General features: G+C 51.9%; 14 protein-coding genes and 1 pseudogene. 8 read left to right on the forward strand and 7 right to left on the reverse strand.

Going from position 1 to position 21,156, the window contains the following annotated elements; genetic code table 11:
* The first annotated feature begins 811 nt into the window (after positions 1 to 811).
* The 3 genes from ABXS88_RS14935 (at position 812) to ABXS88_RS14945 (ending at position 6,130) form a co-directional block, all read left to right on the forward strand.
* The gene (locus ABXS88_RS14935) at positions 812 to 4,195 is read left to right on the forward strand and encodes a GAF domain-containing protein (RefSeq protein WP_353672842.1); all 3,384 of its coding nucleotides are present in this window, start codon (positions 812 to 814) and stop codon (positions 4,193 to 4,195) included.
* A gap of 69 nt (positions 4,196 to 4,264) precedes the next feature.
* Positions 4,265 to 4,681 carry a response regulator gene (locus tag ABXS88_RS14940; protein ID WP_353672843.1) on the forward strand — a complete coding sequence of 139 codons (417 nt, stop codon included), beginning with the start codon at positions 4,265 to 4,267 and terminating at the stop codon, positions 4,679 to 4,681.
* A 60-nt stretch (positions 4,682 to 4,741) separates the two neighbouring features.
* Complete coding sequence (locus ABXS88_RS14945) at positions 4,742 to 6,130, forward strand: diguanylate cyclase (RefSeq protein WP_353672844.1); 1,389 nt, start codon at positions 4,742 to 4,744, stop codon at positions 6,128 to 6,130.
* Here the strand turns inward: ABXS88_RS14945 and ABXS88_RS14950 are convergent.
* Positions 6,127 to 6,384, reverse strand: coding sequence for a hypothetical protein (locus tag ABXS88_RS14950; protein WP_353672845.1), 258 nt, complete (start codon positions 6,382 to 6,384; stop codon positions 6,127 to 6,129). The two genes, ABXS88_RS14945 and ABXS88_RS14950, sit on opposite strands and share 4 nt — an antisense overlap.
* Positions 6,381 to 6,848, reverse strand: coding sequence for a hypothetical protein (locus ABXS88_RS14955; RefSeq protein ID WP_353672846.1), 468 nt, complete (start codon positions 6,846 to 6,848; stop codon positions 6,381 to 6,383). Before ABXS88_RS14955 ends, ABXS88_RS14950 begins: the two co-directional genes overlap by 4 nt.
* Before the next feature lie 148 nt (positions 6,849 to 6,996).
* Between ABXS88_RS14955 and prfB the strand changes: the two are divergent.
* Positions 6,997 to 8,113, forward strand: a pseudogene (gene prfB, locus ABXS88_RS14960) (peptide chain release factor 2).
* A 50-nt stretch (positions 8,114 to 8,163) separates the two neighbouring features.
* Complete coding sequence (locus ABXS88_RS14965) at positions 8,164 to 8,343, forward strand: PCP reductase family protein (RefSeq protein ID WP_353672847.1); 180 nt, start codon at positions 8,164 to 8,166, stop codon at positions 8,341 to 8,343.
* 130 nt (positions 8,344 to 8,473) lie between these two features.
* On the opposite strand, the gene ABXS88_RS14970 is transcribed toward ABXS88_RS14965, so the two are convergent.
* Entirely contained in the window at positions 8,474 to 9,811 is a 1,338-nt protein-coding gene (locus tag ABXS88_RS14970) for a four-carbon acid sugar kinase family protein (protein ID WP_353672848.1), read from the reverse strand.
* 53 nt (positions 9,812 to 9,864) lie between these two features.
* Between ABXS88_RS14970 and ABXS88_RS14975 the strand changes: the two genes are divergently transcribed.
* On the forward strand, positions 9,865 to 11,076 hold the full coding sequence (locus ABXS88_RS14975) for a homocysteine biosynthesis protein (RefSeq protein ID WP_353672849.1): 1,212 nt from the start codon (positions 9,865 to 9,867) through the stop codon (positions 11,074 to 11,076).
* Between the two features lie 17 nt (positions 11,077 to 11,093).
* Here ABXS88_RS14975 and ABXS88_RS14980 read toward each other — a convergent pair whose 3' ends face one another.
* The 3 genes from ABXS88_RS14980 to ABXS88_RS14990 all read right to left on the reverse strand — a co-directional run bounded on the left by ABXS88_RS14980 (position 11,094) and on the right by ABXS88_RS14990 (position 15,209).
* The gene (locus tag ABXS88_RS14980; protein WP_353672850.1) at positions 11,094 to 12,848 is read right to left on the reverse strand and encodes a diflavin flavoprotein; all 1,755 of its coding nucleotides are present in this window, start codon (positions 12,846 to 12,848) and stop codon (positions 11,094 to 11,096) included.
* A gap of 37 nt (positions 12,849 to 12,885) precedes the next feature.
* Positions 12,886 to 13,407: a phosphate-starvation-inducible PsiE family protein gene (locus ABXS88_RS14985; RefSeq protein WP_353672851.1), complete on the reverse strand. Its 522-nt coding sequence runs from the start codon at positions 13,405 to 13,407 to the stop codon at positions 12,886 to 12,888.
* A gap of 71 nt (positions 13,408 to 13,478) precedes the next feature.
* Positions 13,479 to 15,209, reverse strand: a complete 1,731-nt coding sequence (locus ABXS88_RS14990) for a diflavin flavoprotein (protein ID WP_353672852.1) — start codon at positions 15,207 to 15,209, stop codon at positions 13,479 to 13,481.
* Between the two features lie 288 nt (positions 15,210 to 15,497).
* On the opposite strand from ABXS88_RS14990, the gene egtC reads away from it, so the two are divergent.
* Positions 15,498 to 16,313, forward strand: a complete 816-nt coding sequence (egtC, locus tag ABXS88_RS14995; RefSeq protein WP_353672853.1) for an ergothioneine biosynthesis protein EgtC — start codon at positions 15,498 to 15,500, stop codon at positions 16,311 to 16,313.
* 28 nt (positions 16,314 to 16,341) lie between these two features.
* On the opposite strand, the gene ABXS88_RS15000 is transcribed toward egtC, so the two are convergent.
* On the reverse strand, positions 16,342 to 16,773 hold the full coding sequence (locus ABXS88_RS15000; RefSeq protein ID WP_353672854.1) for a hypothetical protein: 432 nt from the start codon (positions 16,771 to 16,773) through the stop codon (positions 16,342 to 16,344).
* A 599-nt stretch (positions 16,774 to 17,372) separates the two neighbouring features.
* Here ABXS88_RS15000 and ABXS88_RS15005 point away from each other — a divergent pair.
* Positions 17,373 to 21,056, forward strand: a complete 3,684-nt coding sequence (locus ABXS88_RS15005) for a hydantoinase B/oxoprolinase family protein (protein WP_353672855.1) — start codon at positions 17,373 to 17,375, stop codon at positions 21,054 to 21,056.
* The last annotated feature ends 100 nt before the right edge of the window (positions 21,057 to 21,156 follow it).

A 21,156-nucleotide genomic window follows, 5' to 3' on the forward strand; every position in this document is an offset into this window, starting at 1 on the left:
ATCTGTCAAAACGGCAGACGTAGTCTTAAAGACAGAACACGAGTCTACAATGATAGTTCTTATGGATGCTATCGCAATTTTATTGAAGTAGTGACGAAAATCAGGAGTTCACAAGGACGAGCCTGAAGGGAATCATTCCTAGTAGTTGATCAACAGCATTGTAGTAGCGTTTAGCTGGCTTTTAGAGAATTTGACTGGTGAATCTTGGCGGCTCATGGGAGATGTTAAGGGGTTAGCGAGTGCCCGAGCGTGTCAATCGGGTCTTTTAAGCTAGATTTCTTGTGCTTGTCGTCAACTAACCTGTTGTTTTATGAAGTACTTTTACCCCAAAAAGAGTGAGATGCTCTCATCTTTGTGAAGTTAGTTAAAGAATCCTTGTCATTTATGCTTAGAATTTGTAGATTAAATATATGGAGCAAACGGGCTCCAGTGGCAGATAAAACAGCCAATCTCCAGTAAAACCCAGTTAGTTTAAAGAAAGAGGTAAAATCGAGCTGTTTCATTTCACATCTGTCTCTCTGACCGCGAACAACACCCAATCCGAAAACTATTATTCCCCAAACTAGATGACATGGGAGAAATGCAATCTTAAGCCTTTAGGATTGATAGCTCCAAGGATGATCGAGATGACAAGGGGGAGAAAAGGAGAGTAGGTTTTGGGTGTTGTTATTGTTGGGTTATGGTATTTTCTGGAATCTTTGCGACGAAAATACCACAATGGTGGGGTTAGCGACAGCAGACCCAAAGGCATCTTTCCATCAACCATTGACCTGTGACACCTCCCAGCCCCGAGATTTCCCAAAACGCCCCAATGATCTCCCCCCCTCGGCACCAGGCCCTGTTGACGGTGGTCAGTAAGATTCGTGAATCCCTTTCCCTCGAAAAGATTTTCCAAACCACGGCCCTAGAAGTGCGTCAACTATTAGAAGCTGACCGGGTAGGCATCTATCGCTTTATCCCCGATTCCCAGGGCCGTACCGGGGAGTTTGTGGCGGAGGATGTGCGAATTCCCTTTGCGCCCCTGGGGGGTCGTCAAATTACAGACCATTGCTTCGCCAATGAATATGGTGACGCCTACCGTGCCGGCAAGCGCTGGGTGGTGACGGATCTAGAAGCCATGGAGTTACCCGTTTGCCATCAGCAACTACTGGCTAGCCTGGGTTTTCGGGCCAATGTTGTTGTGGCCCTAGTGGCTGGGGGAGAGCTCTGGGGCCTGCTGACCCTCCATCAATGCGCCCAACCCCGACAATGGCAGGCGGAGGAATTGGACTTTATCGATCAGGTGGCCCTGCATCTGGGGGTTGCTATCCAACAAGCAGAACTCTTGGCCCAACAGCAACAGCAGGCCCAGGCCTTGGCCCAAATGCTGGAACGGAGTCAGGTGACAGAAAAAATTGTGGATAAGATCCGGCGTTCTCTAGAACTTAATCCTATTTTTCAGACGGTTACCCAGGATGTGCTGTCAGTACTCCAGGCTGACCGAGTTTTGATTGTTCAGTTTACACCAGAGACATCGGGGGTCAAGGGGCGCCTGGTGGCAGAGGCCATGGCCGTTGGGGTTGAGCCCCTAGCCCTGGCTAAAATCTTGCCTAAAACCTGGCCCTATGTTTTTCCCAAAGGCAGTCGGGGCAATACTCACTATGCTTGCGAAGATAGTCAACGGGACGAGATTGATGACTATCAACGCTATCTCTTTCAGGAACTTGGCATCCGGGCCTTCTTGGCCGTGACGCTGTTTACTAATGACCAAGCCTGGGGCCTCCTCTGCATCCAGCAATGTCACCAGCCCCGGCCATGGCAGGCGGGAGACCTGGAATTTGTCACGAAAATTGCCTCCCATCTCGGCATTGCTCTCCAGCAGGTGGAGTTATTGCGTCAGGCCCGTAATCAGGCGGCTTCCCTAGAGGTGGTTCTTGTCCAGGCCCAGCAACAACGGGCGGAACAAATTAAGGCTCTCCAGCGGGAGCGAGCCGTTTCCGAGGTGATTGATAAAATTCGTCGTACCCTAGACCTCGATACGATTTTTCAAACCACAGTGACGGAGGTTGGTCAACTCCTCCAGACCGATCAAGTGCTAATTCTCCATTTGACGGATGAAGATAATCCCTGTCCCCAGGGCCAGTTCATTTCCGAGGCCCTGCATCCCAACGATTGTCACTGCCATTCAGCCCTGGGAACCTCCCCCCATCTCAGTTCCCATTGGTTCCAGCATTTTTCCCAGGGCCTGATGTTGGCCATTGATGATACTCAGGAACCCTTATCTTTTCCTCATCTGCCGGAGTTTCTGGCGGGCCTAGCCGTCAGAGCCGTCCTAGTTGTACCCCTGTGGAGGGGGAACGACCTCTGGGGCTTGCTTTGTATTAACGACTGCCATGCCCCCCGACGCTGGCAAAGTTCCGAGATTGAATTTGTCCTCAAGATTGCCTTGAATTTAGGCGTGGCCCTCCAGCAAGCTGAACTCTTAGCCGAAACCCAAAAACGCTATCTTGAGCTTCAGCAGGCCTTGGCCAAGGTACAAGTCCAGAAAGAACACCTAGCCCGAATTGCGGAAGAAGAACGAACCCTGGCTCGGGTGGTGGATCGCATCCGCCAAACCCTTGATCTCACTACTATTTTCCAAACCACCACGGAGGAAGTCCGCCACCTGCTAAGCTGTGACCGAGTTTTAGTGTATCGTTTTGAGGCCGATTGGAGTGGTCACTTCCTCTACGAATCCGTGGCCAGTTTATGGCGCCCCCTCATTACGGCAGTAGGAGCGATGCCGACTTGGCAAGATACCTATCTCCAGGAGCATCAGGGAGGACGCTACCGCCATCAAGACATTTTTGTGATTGATGACATTGAGCAGGCGAGTTTGTCCGATTGCCACCTCGCTATCCTGCGGGATTTTCAAGTGCGAGCGTTTATTATCGTCCCCGTCTTTGTTCGGGAAAAACTTTGGGGCCTGCTAGGCGTGTACCAGAACGAAGCCCCGCGCCATTGGCAGGAACGAGAAACAAGTTTACTCCGGCAGATCGCGAATCAACTGGGGGTGGCAGTCTACCAGGCCCAACTATTGCACCAAGTGCGAGAACAATCCCAGGATTTGGAGAATACCCTGATTGATTTAAACGCCATTGTGGATAACTTGGTCGATGGCCTCTTGGTTACAGATGTTGCGGGACGGGTGACGCGCTTTAACCCGGCCCTACAGGCCATGTTTAACTTAATTGGAACCGATCTCAAGGGTCTACAACTCGAGGCCTGTTTCCCGCTGGCATTGGCGGCCTTAGCTGAACCCCATAACCTTGATAGTCCTCCCGTGCGCACCGCAGAAGTGGCCCTGGGCCAGGGCCGGATTGGCCAGGCCATTGCCTCCCAACTCCTAAAACCATCGTCCAACGGCAAAGAAGAATGTTTAGGGTCGGTAATCATGATCCGGGATGTCACCCGTGAGCGGGAAGTAGACCGCATGAAAACGGATTTTTTGGCGACAGTGTCCCACGAACTCCGCACCCCCCTGACCTCGGTACTGGGTTTTGCCTCAGTTATCCAAACTAAGCTCCAGACCGTTATCTTTCCGGCCCTCGATCCCCATCACCCCAAGCTCCAGAAAACCGTCCAGAAAATTGATCAAAATTTACAGATTATCGTGGCCGAAGCGGAGCGATTAACGGATCTGATTAATGATGTCCTGGATATCGCCAAGATGGAATCAGGGAATTTGGAATGGTGCCTAGGGCCGCGTCCTCTTTTGCCTATCCTCGAGCGGGCCATGACCACCGTCGAGCCGCTCTTTAGTCAAAAATCCCTCCGACTCCAGGCAGACTTTTCCCCTGACCTCCCCCTGGTCCTAGTGGATGAAAATCGCATTTTGCAGGTCTTGCTCAATTTATTATCTAATGCCATAAAATTTACGGAACAGGGTATCGTCCGTTGTTGTGCCGAACAGCAGGGAGATGTCCTCCAGGTTACTGTTGCCGACAGTGGCCGGGGCATTCCCAAGACAGAACAAGCCAAAATTTTTGATCCCTTTTACCAAGGAGGGAATGTCCTCACCAATAAACCCCAGGGAACAGGGCTCGGCCTCCCCATTTGTCGGCAAATTATAGAACACCACGGCGGGCAGATCTGGGTGGAAAGTGAGCCGGGCCAAGGCAGTCAATTTCACTTCACCCTGCCCCTCTATTCGCCAGAATCACCTCCCGGCGTCTAGGCCAAGATCCGTTTTCCAAGATGCTATGCTAGGAATACCCGTAGGCTTCTCTTTATTATTGTTCCTTCGATGACCCAATCTGAATGCTTGGCTAGACTGCAAAGAAGCATTTTAATTGCTGATGATGAGCCAAATATTCTGATTTTAATGGAGCAGGTATTGGAGGAATTGGAGGAAGAGGGGGTAAAACTGTTTCTGGTCAACAATGGTACAGATGCCTTGTCCACCCTAGTGGCTCAGCGTCCTGCCCTTGTATTTCTAGATGTTATGATGCCCGAGCTGAGCGGCTTTGAGGTATGCCGCCTCGTCAAGGACAATCCTGACCTCCAGTCTATTTATATTGTATTATTGACCGCCAAAGGCCAGGCCTTTGATCACGAACAAGGGATGGCGGTTGGCGCAGATTGCTATATGACCAAACCCTTTCGTCCCAAGGAGATTTTAACCAAGGCACGACGGATTTTACAACGACAGGCCGGGAACTAGAGCAGTCCAAGAAAAATTGTCCCACCATTGACGGCAACATTTCAGCTTAGAGCGCGTACTATGGTTAGCCTGAAATTACGGAAAATTTTGCAAAAACCCGAGGTTCTTAACCTGCTGGAAACGTTTGAGCAGGTTTTTCAGCTACCCATTGCGGTCTACGATCTCCAAGGCGAATGCCTATGGGGAACCGAATCTACTGACTTTGACTATCGTTTCAGTATTCACACCCCTGAGGCTTGTCTCGGCCAGGTGCGAGGAGATCAACGTTTGGCGGTTTTAGCCCAGTGGTTAAGTTGTCTCTGCCGAGAAGAATGGGAAAAAAAATGCCTGGCAGTAGAAACCTTGCAGAAATACGAAGAGGTTAATTTTCTCTCGGATTTCTCCGTCAAAATCTCTAACTGTACTAGTCTGGCAGAAATGACTGCCATGATTTATCCGGAGATTCAGCAACTTTTCCAAGCGACTCAGGCCTTTATTGTCCTTTCTCACTCGTCAGATTCTAGCCTGGAGGCCCTGTCCCCCCCGGCGCCGGATCCTTTGGCTGCTTATGCCGAGCTTGACGCCATTTTTCAGCGTATTCTGGCCCGCCAGGAAACAGAAATTATTAACGACCTCTCCCGGAGTCAAGAGAATGCTAGAGGGCCTGGCTCCCTTCGTTCTTGGATGCTAGCGCCGCTGAAAACTCAAAATCAAACCATCGGCATTCTTGGCGTTGCCCACACCGAGCCCATGCAATATTCCTCGGAGGATTTGAATTTATTTATTACCCTTTCCTCCCAGGTGGCGGCGGCCATTCAAACCGCCCAGTACTATGAAAAATTAAAGGAATATTCCCAAACCCTAGAACAACGGGTAATGGAAAGAACCCAAGAACTGGAGGCCGCTAAGCAACAATTAGAAAAAGCGAACCAGGAATTAAAACGTTTGGCCATCTACGATGATTTAACCGCTATTCCTAATCGTCGTTACTTCAATCAGTACATTCAGCAGGAATGGCGGCGCTGTCTCCGCGACCAGCAAAGCCTATCCCTGATTCTTTGTGATGTGGATTATTTCAAAAACTACAACGACTACTACGGTCACCAAGCCGGGGATGAATGCCTGCGGCGCGTGGCAGAAGTCATTACCCAAAGTCTAAAGCGCTCTCCAGATCTCGTGGCCCGCTACGGTGGCGAAGAATTTGCCATTATTTTGCCCAATACGGATTCCTACGGTGCCTATTTCCTCGCCGAACGCATTCAGGCTAATTTATTTGCCCAGGCCATTCCCCATTGTCATTCCTACAGTAGTTCCTACCTGACCCTCAGCCTGGGGATTGCCACAGCGATTCCCTCTGGTAACTCTTCCCTCGAGACCCTCATTAAGCTAGCGGACCAGGCCCTCTACGATGCTAAAGAGCAAGGTCGTAATCAAATCCGGGCTAGGGTACTGTCCTTTAAGTTAGTTTAGTTGCGGTACGGCTCAATCCGGAGGGGATGGTTGGGTTTCGTCGTCAGGCCAAAATCCTGCAAGAGTTTTACTACGCCAAAGGCCAGGAGTACGCCTAAAATGAGGCCACATCCTAACAAAATCAGAAACCATTTATTGGCTTGTTGTTTCGCTCGTTGTTGTCGTGCTAAGGAAAGTCGGTTTTCTGGGGCGTCTGGAGAAGAGAAAGCCTGGCGGTTGCTATTATTGCCGTCGGAAGGTGGAGGAAAAATCATAGTTGGTTTAGGGCTGTTTGTAGTTTCTGGAAAAGGTCTGATTCCGTGACAGTAGGCGTAAAGTGATCGATAGACCGTGGACGGGGGGGAGATGACAATACCTCAACCCGAGGGAGGGCCGAACGAGGTGGGGTTGCGGCCGGGGCCTCAGGGGCCGATGGGGACAGGGCCAGCGGGCCTCGGTGGGGGAGTTTTTGAGAGACAAGACGCTCGAAATCGTGGTTAAAGTGAAAATTCGGTTGACCACGCTGGCCCCAAAAATTTAGCAAATGCTCGACAGAAACTGCTTTATAACGTCCTTGATAGAGAGCCTCTAACACCGCTAGGCGAATCCACTGGGGAGAAAATTGTTGGAGCCAGTGTTCGAGGAGGAAGCGCGGCGTCAGGCCCTTGAGGTCAAAGCCATAGCAGGTTAGAAGCGTAGCCGTTTGCAAAATCTGCAGGTCTGGAGTCCTGGGAGCCATAAAAACATCAAGGTCGAAAAATCGCTGAGTTTAAGTCAAGTTGGTTTAAATATTAACGCAGAGAGGGAACCCTAAAACAGCTAGAATAGTCACTCCTGGGCTTGGCTATAGAAGCCAAGAGTACAGTTTTTGTTTGTATTCGTGAACCATGCTAGAGATTAGTGACCTAAAACGAGACCTGGAAACCCTCCACACGCGCCTGGGGCAAACCCAGGACTATCTTTGACCTTCCTGCTCTCCAGGCCAAAATTAACGACCTAGAACAAACTGCTGCCCAACCCAACTTTTGGGACAGTACAGACCAAGCACAAGCAACCCTACAAAAACTTAACGACCTGAAATCCCAAGTCGAGCAGTACCAGGCCTGGCGACGTCAATGGGACGATAGTCAAGCGATTGTGGAATTGCTAGACCTAGAGCCAGATGACAGCCTATTCCAAGAGGCCCGAGACACCTTGAAATACCTCCGCCAGGCCCTGGATCGTTGGGAATTGCAACAACTGCTGAGGGGCCCCTACGATGCTAAGGGTGCTGTTTTAAGCATCAATGCTGGGGCAGGCGGTACCGATGCCCAGGATTGGGCAGAGATGTTGTTACGGATGTACAGTCGTTGGGGAGAGCAACAGGGCTATAAAGTCCACTTGGCAGAAATTTCCGAAGGGGATGAAGCGGGTATTAAATCGGCCACCCTAGAAATTGAAGGACGCTATGCCTACGGCTATCTGAAGGGAGAAAAGGGAACCCACCGTCTCGTTCGTATTTCTCCGTTCAACGCCAACGGTAAACGGCAAACCAGTTTTGCGGGCGTGGAGGTGATGCCGGCCCTGGGGGATGAGGCCATTAACCTAGATATTCCCGACAAGGATCTGGAAATTACCACTTCCCGGGCCGGGGGTAAAGGCGGCCAAAACGTCAACAAAGTAGAAACTGCTGTTCGCATTGTGCACCTCCCCACGGGCCTAGCCGTTCGCTGTACTCAAGAGCGTTCCCAACTCCAAAATAAGGAAAAGGCCCTATTGATCCTCAAGGCCAAACTGCTAGTAGTTCTCCAAGAGCAACGGGCCCAGGCCATTGCAGAAATTCGGGGGGACATGGTGGAGGCGGCCTGGGGCAACCAAATTCGTAACTACGTTTTTCATCCCTACCAACTGGTCAAGGATCTCCGCACCAACGTGGAGACCACCGATGTGACGGGGGTGATGAATGGAGACCTCAATGCAATGATCGAAGCCTATCTGCGCCATCTCCCTCGAGAAGAAACCTAACTCCGATTCCCCTCCCCCAATCCCTGACCCCTTACCTGAAACGTTCGACTATGGCCACTCCCATCTCTTGGACGGCGGAAGCCGAAGCCAAACTCAAGGAAATTCCCTTCTTTGTCCGTCCCTTTGCCCGCAAGAAAATCGAAGCCTATGCCCAGGAAAATAATTTGCTCCCCATTACCCTGGCAGTCTACGGGGAAGCCAAGGCCAAGTTTAACCAGAAATACAATTAGCCGTTATCTGGCCCTGGTCTGCAAGCCATCTCTAGTCCAGTCAGCATAACTTGGCATGGCTGATGGGCCGTCTGTTTTCGTCAGATCCCTCTGCGATGGTGAGACAGCGGCTCAACCACAATCTAGTGCTTTATGCTGGGAGGGCCGCTTGACTCAGGCGCTGATAAACCGTCACCAGGCCCTGGGCATCGCCGACATTGCCGGGAAATAGCACCACCGGCAGGTTGGGAAAGCGGGGATGGTCGGCATCGGTTCTGACTAGAGAACAACCGGGTAAAATCTGGCCCAGTAAACGAGCCGAGCGCAGGGCCAGGCCCGTACTGAGGACATCATTAGATGTAATGCCCCCCTTACTAATTAAAAAACTAATGTCGGTTGGCAGATGACGCACAATCTCCATCAAAAAGCGAGAGACTTCCGTGCCAAAGGCTAGGCGACTTTCCACATCGGGAAAGGTGAGTTCTTGGCGACTGGTATAAAAAACGGGCGTTTTACCCGCATTATATTGGGCTGTCATTAAACAATCGCTGAGCAGGGTATTCCAAGCGGTTTCATCCGTTAAGCAATCGTCCCTTAGATATTCCACATTGATTTCAATCCCAACGATGTCGGGGAGTTTTAAGAGTTCCGCCAACTGGGCTGAGGATTTTTTGACGTGGGAACCGACAATAATGGCACCGGTATTTTGATTGGGCCGGTACTGGGCCATTTTTTCTGCAGAAACTGGCTGGGGGCCGAGATTGGCCAGAGAGGTCAAAATACTCGCGGCACTGCGAAAGAGGAAATGCTTGCCTTCCGCCGCCACCGTTAAGAGATCCTGGGCAAAGCGGTCTAGATCGGCTTGGCTTTCGGCATCCACGACGACGCACTGATTATGGGTTAACTGCCGTAGTCGGGCCTGGGTACCCTGCCTAATATCCTCCAGTAGGAAGCGCGTCACCTGCTCGGCTGGAATCTGGTGCCGAGTTTTTTCAGCCACGTAGTCTGGCAGATAGCTGTGACGATAGCCAAAAACAGAATCCTGGGCAAATTCGGTTTCATGGACGGGGGTTGGCATGCCATCCACCATCAGGTAATGGATACTATCTTGGGTGAAGCGGCCCCCTTCAAAAAAGGCAGGAATCAGAAAATGGGCATCAAAGTCTCCTAATTCCTGGGCAATAATGTCGGTTTCGAGGGGATAGTGGCCCCGCAGGGTGGAATCCGAACGACTAACGACCAAAAAATCTTCAATGCCTTCGGCGGTTAGGGCACTCTTTAGGTTATGGCACACCTCCCGAGTGACGCGCTGAGCTTCCTGGGGACTCAGAGCCCGAGTATTGGTCAAAATGAAAAAAATGGGAACCGCATCCCTCAGGCCTAGACGGAGAGTTTCCACATCCCATTGCATCAGCAACAAGCAACTATGAACAGTCTGGGAACCCGTGGGGTCGTCATCAAGGACAATAATTTTGGTCGGAGCAGTCATGGCGAAAAAAGGGCGCTAGGCTAGAGGACGGTTCTGTTTCACATCCTATCGTCATGCGTACCATTGCTGAGATCAATGAAAAAATTCGTCGCCAACAGGCAGTGGTCTGGACAGTGGAGGAAGTGAAGGCCCGGGTGGACGAACTGGGCATTAAAAAGATTGCCCAACAGGTTGATGTGGTCTGCACCGGTACCTTTGAACCCATGGAATCCTCCGGGGCCATGATTAATCTGGGCCATACCGATCCCCCAATTAAAATCCGCCAATGTTGGCTAGATGGGGTTCCCGCCTATGCCGGTCTAGGGGCCGTTGATCTATACATTGGGGCCACAGCGATGGGAGATTACCCCACCAACCTCGACCCCCTGGAGATGGAGGGCCGGAGCGGTAATCTAGGGCTAGAACGGGGCGGGGGCCATGTGATTGAGGATTTAATCGCCGGTAAAACAGTCACCCTGCGGGCTACGGGCCAGGGAACCGACTGCTACCCCCGCACCTCTCTGGAGACGATGATTAGCAAAGCTAGTATCAACCAGTTTTATCTCTACAATCCCCGCAACCTCTACCAAAACTTTATTGTGGGCGTCAACGGTGGCGACCGGCCCCTCTACACCTATCTTGGCCCTCTGCAACCCCGCCTGGGCAATGCAGTTTATTCCAATCCAGGGGCCATGGCACCGTTATTTAACGATCCCGACCTGAATTTGATTGGCGTAGGGACACGGATTTTTCTCGGCGGCGGTATTGGTTACGTGGCCTGGGAGGGAACTCAGCATTTTCCCTTGCAAAAGCGCTTGGCCAACCATACCCCCATTGGCCCGGCTGCAACTCTGGCCCTGATCGGCGATGCTAAACAGATGGATCGTCATTGGGTGCGGGGTTGCTACTTTAAGAACTACGGGACGTCCCTGATGTTGGGGGTCGGTGTGCCTCTGCCGGTGCTAGATGAAGCCGTGATTACGGCCTGTGCGGTGCAGGACCATGAAGTAGTGGCCCCGGTGGTCGATTTTTCCATTCCCCGTCGGGTGCGGCCCACCTTTGGCCTGGTCTCCTACGCCCAACTCAAAAGTGGCCGGATGACGATCGAGGGTAAAACCGTCAGGGTGGCCCCCCTGGCTAGCATTGCCCGCTCCCGCGCCGTTGCCGAAGAACTCAAGGCCTGGATTAGCCAAGGCCAATTTGAATTGACGGAACCTGTGGCCACCATTGCCCCAGACCGGGCCTTTTTACCCCAAGACCAATTGGGGAACCGGGCCTTGGATTGACGGCCCCATCATCCCCATTAGTATTGGCTACCGGATTTGCGGTGTTGAATGGCCGTTACGCCATCCTTAGTTAGTAGGTGACCATTGTGAACTTGGGCGTAAATGAGCTGATGATCGCCCGCAGGGAATTGGTCTTGAATGGTGCATTCCAGAGCGGCGAGGGCATCGGTAAGAATCAAACAACCATTTTCAGCTTCGCGGGTTTCCAGATGAGTAAACCCCTGCTGGGTTGATTCTTGGAAGGAGAAATGGCGTCGCACTGTCCGCCCCTCTTTTAAAATGCTCAAAACCAGGGGGGTTCCCGGAGGAAGCTGGCTGAAAAATGGGTCTTCCGATGGTAGGGCCAGCATCAAGCCAGGTGGATTAAAGGTCGCCTGAGCTACCCACGAAGTCAAAATTCCGTAATGAAGATCTCCCTGACGAATCGTCGCGACACAGAGAGAGCCAATGATCCGACCCAGGGCCTGAGCTGTACGGTCAGCCTGGGCATCATTCACTGCCTGACGGGGGACTTGCTGTTTTGAGCGACGGCGGAGTTGCTGAGCAAACTGAGTACCGGCCTCTTTACAGGCCCCTAGGGTGACGCCATCGGGGCTAAAGCGCACTCGAATCGGATCAAAGCCAAATTGATAACCAGCATCCCGGAGCTTTTGTTCTAGCAAGTCAATGGCTTCGCCACTCCAACCAAAGGAGCCAAAGATACCGGCCAGTTTCGTTTTGGGAACATTCGCCAGAATGGCCCCCAGGGCCGTTTGAATTTGTACGGGAGCGTGGCCCCCTAGGGTCGGAGTACCAATAATAAATCCATCGCAGGCTGTCACGGCCTCTGCAATCGTATCCGCTGGCGTCACCTCGCAGTTGAAGGATTGCACCGTAACATCGGCTGCCATTAGGCCCCTAGCAATGGCATCGGCCACTTTGGCAGTATTGCCGTAGGCCGACGTATACAGCAAAGCGACTCGCAAACTACGCTGGGTCTGTTGCTGACACCAATAGCGGTAGTCTTGACGAAATCTACTCAAGCTAAAGCGGACTAAGGGGCCATGGCCAGGGGCAAGGCCGGTTAGGGCTAGCGACTCAAACTGGTCGAGAATCGGCTCCACTTGCTTGGCCTGGGGGGCCTGGAGACAGTCAAAATAGTAGCGGCGGTCATCTTCTAACTGCCGCCAGTTTTCATCCCAAAGGACGTCATCGCAAATATGGGCTCCAAAAAGCTTGTCACTGAAAAGAATTTGAGTGGCTGGGTCGTAGGTACAAAGTCCATCGGGCCACCGGGGTGTTGGCGCTTGAAAAAACTGTAGACAGTGCCCCTGCCCTAAATCTAAGCTGTCCCCAGGACGCACTGGAAAGAGGGTATCCTGATCGGCGATCAGGGCATTTCTCAAGGCATTGGCCGCCGGACGAGAACAGATGATAGTCGCCTGGGGGGCCTGTTGTCGGAGTTGCTCCAGGGTTGCCATGCGGTTGGAGTTGACGTGACTGGTAATGATGTAGTCGATTTCTGAGAAGGCCACCTGGCGCTGTAATTCGTCTAAATAAATCCTGGTGAAGGAGGCTCCGGGGGGGTCGATCACCACCGTTTTGTCGGCCCGGATCAGGTAGGAGTTGGCAGTGGTGCCCCGACGACGGCCGTATTCCACTTCAAACTTGAGGCGTTCCCACGTACGAGACCGTAGCACCTGGGTATTTTTCCCGATGTCTGCCACCTGGACGTCACGAGGCCGGGGAACAATGGAAAAATCAATGGAGGGAGACGTTAGGAAGGAAGTCATAGTATTACAAAGGCTGTTGTTGGCGGAATAAAAACCGTTAGAGATCTTTACCATTGGTTTCGATGAGTTCATTGGCAAAGCGCATTCTGTGGCGACGAGACACCTGTTGCTCTGGATCAATGCCATCGAAGGTGGGCGGAATCCAGACCCGAATCACCAGCAGGGCCCCTAATACTAAAAGAAAGGAGCAGGTGGCTAGTACCTGAATCCAGGGGGTTTCCAAGACTCCCCGCACAATAATTTCCCGCAACACCGATACAATCGAAACCTCCACGGCTACGCCGATGGAAATGCGATGTTCCTTCAGGTAAATGATTAGCAAACGGAACAACTCGACCAGAATTAGCAGAAACAAGATATCGGCGGTCACATGGGGAAAGTCAAGGGGCGGCAGTAGGGATAAAAACATTTCCCGGAGCTGCATCACCATGAAGCTAAACAGTCCGATGCACAGGGAAATTACAATCAGATCCTGCACGAGTTCGAGAATAGAGACAATTTGGCTACCCTTAACCTGAGTAATCCAGCGGGGAGAGGGGGAAGAGGAGAGGTGTTGCATGGGTCAATCACTTAGGGATAGGTGGATGGGAGGATAAAGTGCAGGCTGTCCTGTGGGCCTTGGGGAGAATGCTAGTAGTGACTGCCGGTTTTGCGATGGTGAACGGCGGTCAAGCTATCCGTATTGGCAACCCGTCCAGTACTGGCAGTACAGTAGACAATCCAGTGGTCGCTGGTCTCTAAGCGATGGGTCACGGTGCACTCTAGGTAAGCCAAGGCCTCGGCCAAAATAGGAGAGCCGTTCTCGGCATCATAGGTGGCAATTCCGGCGAAACGGTCGGCTCCAGGGGGAAACCGCTTGAGAAAATGCTTCATCAGTCGGTGATAGTTGCCTTCCTGGAGGACGTTAAGAACAAAACTATCACCTACCTGCAGTAGGGATTCGATGGCTCGGTCTTTGGCCACGGCCACGGCCACGCCCAAGGGCTGAAAACTCGCCTGAATCACCCAGGAGGCTAGCATGGCCCCGGTCACCTCCGCTTTGCGGGCCGTTAAGAGATAAAGGCCACTGCTAATACGGCCCAGGGCCTGGTCTAATTCAGCATCCAGATGGGCTTTTTGGGCACTACGGTCCCGATTTAACCACTGGCCGAGGTCAGTACCTGCTTCTTCGCAGAGTTTATCGGTGGCAGGGGAAGGGGCTTCTTTCACTAGAATGGGCGCAAAGGCCTCCGTCAGTCCCAATTCCTGGAAACGATTCCGCAGGGGGTAGATCGGTTCATCGTGGCCGCCCCCGGTTTCAAACAGGCCAATTGCTTGCTTACGATTAGCCGCCGCAAGAATCGTACTGAGTACTGGATGTAATCGGCTATTGTCTTCCTGGGGAGGCATGCCGACCACCAAACCCGCTGCATCGTGGACGAATTCCCGTACCTCATGGGAATCCACTGCAGCAAGATTGACCAGCTCTATGGCCGTACCGGTTTTATGGAGACCCTGGGCAATGGCGTGGGCCATGCGGTCGCTGAACCCGTAGTCTTCTAGATAAAAAACGGCCACAAAGGGTTCAGCTTGGGCCTGGGTTTCACTCCAGGTTCGGTAGCGCTCCAGCCACATTTCCTTGTGGTGTCGTAACAAGGGGCCATGGCCCGTTGCTACCAGGTTAATATCCAGAGGGTCTATCCGCTTTAGGGCCCCCAGCACCGACCGGGCATTGGGCCCCATCAGGCAGTCGTAATAGTACTGAAAGTCGGCCTCCAAAAGCCTGGGAACCTCGTCGTAGAGCGCATCATCGCAGTAGTGCATCCCAAAAACATCACAGGTATACAGCACTTCGGTTCCCCGGTCGTAGGTCAAAATAGTATCGGGCCAGTGGAGATTGGGGGCCGAAATAAACTCCAAACAATGGCCCTGGCCTAAATCCAGGCTGTCACCGCTCTTCACAGTCCAAGCATTGAAGGAACAATGTATCTGGCTCTGCAAAAACTGCATTGCGACCTTCGAGCCCACCACTGTTATCTGAGGCGCTATGGCCAATAGCTGTTGGATGAGGCCGCTGTGGTCAGGTTCGGTATGGTTAACGATCAGGTAGTCAATTTGGGCCGGGTCAATTAACTTCTGTAGAGAATCCAGGTAGAGAGCCTCAAATTTTTGATGAGACGTATCAACGAGGGCTATCTTGTCACCCCGAATTAAAAATGAATTATAGGTAGTTCCATTTTGCAGTTCAAATTCTATATCGAAGCGGTCGCGATCCCAATCGAGGCAACGAATCGCCGTAGAATCCTGGGCAATGCTGGCCGTTTGCAACGTTAAGCGACTGGATCGGTTGGCTGTGCGGATCGAATCAGTCAAGACAACCATAGAGAGTTTCTATCCTCAATGATTAATTGATTTGCTTAGCTCTATGATTTCTTTCTCGACAGGATTTGTAAAATACCAATATCAAAAGCCAAAAATAAGTAAATCTAATCCAAAAAAACTTATTGTATTTATTGATTAAATATCATTGAGGATCTCAACGATAAGGAAAGGTGCTCAGAAAACCACCATTGGACTTCTCCGGTGAAAATGGGTCAATTGCGCTAGGATGCAGTAGGCGCTGATTCATCAGGTCTGCCATGCTAGCTTTGCCAATCTTCAATTCTGTCTATGTGCCGTTTGCTCGGGTATTTGGGAGCGCCGATTTCCTTAGAAAAACTTCTCTACCAACCAAAACATTCCCTCATTGTGCAGAGCTATCAACCGAAGGAAATGACCGCCGGTCTCCTCAATGCCGATGGTTTTGGAGTGGGTTGGTACGATGACCGCCGGGCGATGGAACCCTTTCTCTACAAAAATATTCTGCCCATCTGGAGCGATATTAATCTCCCCCACCTGAGTCGTTACGTCGAATCTGGCTGCTTCTTGGGCTATGTCCGCAGCGCCACTCCTCCCCTCGCGGTGGATTTAACCAATTGCCAACCCTTTAGCCACCAACAGCTACTTTTTATCCACAACGGCTTTATTAATCACTTTCGCACAAGCCTATATCGTCCCATTCGGAATTTACTGAGTGATGAAAGCTACCAGTTTATCCATGGCACCACAGACTCAGAACATATTTTTGCGCTGTTCCTCAATTTTTTACAGCAGTCTCCCCATTTATCTCTGGCAGAAGCTTTGCAGGAGACCCTATTGACCCTCACCCATCTAGCCAAGGCCCGGCACACCTATTTCTCCGCTAACATCATCATTAGTGATGGCCAACAATTGGTGGCGAGTCGTTACGCCAACCGCAGCCCGATCCCTAGTCTCTATTGGTTAGCAGCAACGGAGGAATTGGCCCCAGGGGTGATTGTGGCCTCAGAGCCGCTATTTGACGGGCCTTGGCAGGCTTGTTTACCCCATAGCTTGCTTCAAGTGGATCCTTCTGGCCAAGTAAAAACCACAACCCTGGACTTTGGGGCCACCGTCCCTTTGCGGTGAAAATCAGACTCATGGCCCTTAATCGTAGTTAAGCCGTAACAGCCATCAGGCTGTTGTCTTGCTTAAACATATCCGAGGGCATAATTTTCTCAATAACGCAGTGGTGCATCCAGTTGATTTCGTAGGCACCAAAGTAAGAATGAACTAAAAGATGCAGCCCATTGCTATACATCCGCTTGATAATCGTTTCTCTAAACCAGTCTTCCTTGCTGGCGTAACCGTCTAACTCTACGGAAAACACAAGATTAACGTAGCGGTCACAGAGGGCCTCCCCCGTCGGCAGTTTTTCGACATAACCGAGCTTCCGAGCCACTTGAATATTGAATAGCACCGTCTCAAAGGTTTCCTGGGGGTCAGTGGTGCCACAAATATGGGTGGCCCGACTGGCGAGTAGGAGGGGAATAGCAGACTCTTGGGTTCTCTGAAAATCCTGCGTAATGCGGGCGATTAAGCTATCCATAGTCAAACCCTTCGTTAAATAAATTAATCATGAGTTTAGCGGCTTACGGCTGATAGTCTACAGAGTCTTTTCGCATGGTTTTGTAGCCAATTACTCACAAGCAGGAAAGAAATTATAAAGGAAACATAAAAAAGTAGTATTTTTCTGGTTGGCGGCTCGGTTTTTCCTGAAAAATAAGCAATGCATGGTTTAACTCTATCGTTAAATCGTCAAGCAAAGATTCTATAATTTGACCTTATGAATTTGATTAGTCGGTTTTTGTATCTGTACTCAAAAGAGGCTTATCTGATGCCACAAGGGGTCAGACTAAATCGCGGGGGCAGAAGGATCGCAATCTGAATTCATTGTCATGAACCGGTTTTCACACCCGAAGAAAAAAGACGACTCAAATCCTTGTCCAGGAGGAGTCTTCGCCCCAGATCGGTCACTAAAAGACTAGTCCCGATGGTGCTGGACTCCGATTAGCGGCGGCCTTGAGTTGACGAAAAAAGATATGGAGTTTGCCTCAAACCAGCTTGTTTAGATTGCAGTGATTGAAGAAGGAATCGATATCCCTCCCATGGCACAGTAGAAGAAGCAAAGACTGTAGCCCCTTAGCCATGACCAAATTCTACGTTGACCGAGGCGGAACCTTTACCGATATTGTCGCGATTACCCAGAACTTAGTAGTGGCTAAGCGTTGTCGAGAAGACCGTCGCTTTAGTTGCTTTCCGCTACCCCAGGGCCAGACGGTAATTCTCTATAAACTGTTGTCGGAGAACCCAGAACGGTATCCAGATGCGGTGATTCAAGGAATTCGAGATATTTTAGGCCTTTCTGCTGACGAACCGATTTCTCCGTCTCTGGTCAAAGCCGTCAAAATGGGAACGACGGTGGCCACCAATGCTCTGCTAGAACGTAAGGGAGAGCCAGTCCTGTTGGTGATAACCCAGGGCCTGGGGGATGCCCTCCAGATTGGTTATCAAGACCGTCCCGACCTCTTTGCCCTCCAGATTCACAAGCCCAGTCCGCTCTACGCCCAGGTGGTGGAAGTTGAGGAACGTCTGGATGCGGCGGGCCACGTACTGGTTCCCCTCAATCTAGCCCAGGCCGAGCAAGCCTTACGAACGGCCTATGTCCAGGGCCTACGAAGTTGTGCCATCGTCTTGATGCACGCCTATCGTTATCCGGCCCATGAGTTGGCCTTGGCAGAACTGGCCCGTCAGATCGGTTTTGAGCAAATTTCCCTCTCTTCAGAAGTAAGTCCCCTGATTAAACTGGTCTATCGGGGGGATACCACGGCGGTGGATGCCTATCTGTCGCCGATCCTGAAACGTTATGTCCAGCAAGTACAGGGCCAACTCCCTGGCGTATCTTTACAGTTTATGCAATCCCACGGGGGCCTCATTGACGCCCCCCATTTTCGCGGCAAGGATAGTATCCTGTCCGGGCCAGCTGGGGGCCTGGTGGGGGCCGTGAAAACGGCCCAGCGAGCAGGCTTTGAGAAGATGATTAGCTTTGATATGGGCGGAACTTCGACGGACGTGGCCCATTTCAGCGGCGAGTACGAACGGCTCTGGGAAACGGAAATTGCTGGGGTACGGATGCGGGTTCCGAGTTTGGCTATTCATACCGTGGCGGCAGGCGGGGGTTCCATTCTGCATTTTGACGGCCAGCGCTATCAAGTCGGCCCCGATTCCGCTGGTGCTAATCCCGGCCCGGCTAGTTATCGTCGGGGTGGGCCGTTAACGGTCACTGATGCTAATGTTCTACTGGGGCGGCTCCAGACAGATTATTTTCCTGCGCTTTTTGGCCCTCAGGCCAATTTACCGTTAGATGCCGCCATCGTGCGGACTCAGTTCGAGCAATTGGCCCAAACCATTCAACAGGCAACGGGCCTTGCCACCTCCCCAGAAAGCGTGGCGGAAGGCTTTTTGGCCATTGCCATTGAAAACATGGCCAACGCCATCAAAAAAATTAGTCTCCAGCGGGGCTATGATGTCAGCGACTACGTTCTCTGCTGTTTTGGCGGAGCCGGGGGCCAGGTCGTTTGTCGCCTAGCAGATAGTTTGGGGATGGCTCGTATTTTGATTCATCCCTACGCCGGGGTCTTGTCGGCCTATGGCATGGGCCTAGCAGAACAGCGGGTATTAACGGCCATGACCATTGAGGCGCCCCTAACGGCAACTCTGTTAACGAGCCTCCAGTCGGCCTATCAGCAACTGGAGCAGAGGACTCTTCCCGACGGCCTTCCCCCCCAGGCCAACGGGGAGCAGATGATTCAGCAAATTGAACTCAAGTACGAAGGCACCGACACCAGCCTCGGCCTGGATTTTGTCCCGGATCTGGCCCACCTCCAGCAAAAATTTAGCCAACTCCACCAGCAACGCTACGGCTTTCTCCAGGCCGATAAGGCCCTGTGGGTTGCGGCCATCACCGTCGAGCGTATTGAACGTCTCGATTGTCCCCCGGAACCCATCTGGCAAGATTTAGGAAAAAGCGCGGAACCGATTGAGCAGGTCCCGTTCTATGACCAAGGCCGATGGCAGACAGCCCCGGTTTATCAGCGCGATCAACTCCAGTCGGAACAGACTATTATCGGCCCGGCCTTGATTGTGGAGGGAACCAGTACTATCGTGATTGAAGTTGGTTGGCAGGCCCGGTTGGGATCTCCTTTAGAGAATCAGCCGCAACCCTGTTATCTGCTCCTAGAAAAATGCTCCCCCGTCCCCCCAGCGATTTCCCCAGCATCTTCAGCGACTCAGGCTGGCCACTGTGACCCAGTTCGATTGGAAATTTTTAGTAATCTCTATCAATTTATTGCTGAGCAGATGGGGATTATACTCCAACAAACAGCGGCTTCAGTGAATATCAAAGAGCGCCTCGATTTCTCCTGTGCGATTTTTGACCAAAAGGGAGATTTAGTCGCCAATGCGCCCCATATCCCGGTTCATCTTGGTTCCATGAGTGAAAGCGTTAAAGCTCTCCTTACTGACCCCAAAGTCACGCTTCAACCGGGGAATGTCTATCTTTCTAATAATCCCTACAACGGCGGAACCCATCTCCCCGATGTGACGGTGATTACCCCCATGTTCGATGCCCAAGGAGAAACGATTCTCTTTTATCTGGCTTCCCGGGGCCATCAAGCCGATATTGGCGGCATCAGTCCTGGCTCCATGCCGGCCCATAGTCAGGATATTCGCGAAGAAGGGATCCTCTTTGACAATGTTCTGCTGGTGCAACAAGGGGAATTTCAAGAAATAGCGATTCGGCAATTACTGAACACCGGGCCCTATCCGGCGCGTAATCCTGAACAAAATATCGCCGATTTTAAGGCCCAAATTGCAGCCAATAACCGGGGCCAGTTGGCCCTAAGGCAAATGGTCGAACAGTATGGACTTTCTCTCGTCCAGGCCTATATGGGCCATGGGCAAGATTATGCCGAGACCTGTGTCCGCCAGGCCCTTGGCCGACTCCGTTCTGGGGCCTTTCGCGTTGAGTTGGACAATGGCCTACAGATTCAAGTGAGGATTACGGTCGATTCCCAACGACGAGAAGCGGTGATTGATTTTACTGGCACCTCTCCCCAGGGGGCCCATAATTTCAATACTCCGCGGGCCGTTGTCCAGGCCGTGGTGCTTTACGTTATTCGGACATTGGTGGCGGAAAATATTCCCCTTAATGCCGGTTGTCTCAAGCCGTTGCATCTGATTATTCCAGAGGGTTCCCTACTAAATCCCCAGTTTCCGGCGGCCGTCGTGGCCGGTAACGTGGAAACGTCCCAAGCCCTTGCCAATGCTCTTTACGGGGCCCTGGGCCGTTTAGCGGCTAGCCAAGGCACGATGAATAATCTTAGTTTTGGCAATGAAAACTATCAATATTATGAAACTATTGCGGGAGGAAGTGGGGCAGGGCCAGATTTTGCCGGTACGGATGCCGTGCAGACCCACATGACCAATTCTCGAATTACCGACCCGGAAATTCTCGAAGCCCGCTTCCCTGTGATTTTAGAGCAGTTTGCAATTCGGCCCCAGAGTGGCGGAACCGGCCAGTATCCAGGGGGCAATGGCGTGATTCGGCAACTCCGCTTTCGAGAAGCCATGCAGGTTTCTCTATTATCCAACAATCGTCGGGTGGTCCCTTTTGGCCTAGCCGGGGGCCAGCCAGGCCAGGTTGGCCAGAATCAGGTGATACGGGCGAATGGAGAAATCCAAGCATTAGAGGGGTGTAGCCAAGTGGCCCTGCAAGCGGGGGATCGCCTCAGAATTAGCACCCCTGGCGGTGGTGGCTATGGGGCCAGGTAATACCAAATCTTCAAGTTGAAGCTACAGATTTTTACCCCTCCGCCTCCGGCACCTCCCCTTGCTAAGGGGACAGTGGGGTCATTTGTGTAGTTAGATTTCA

It is taken from the genome of Synechocystis sp. LKSZ1 (genome assembly GCF_040436315.1).
GTDB lineage: Bacteria > Cyanobacteriota > Cyanobacteriia > Cyanobacteriales > Microcystaceae > Synechocystis.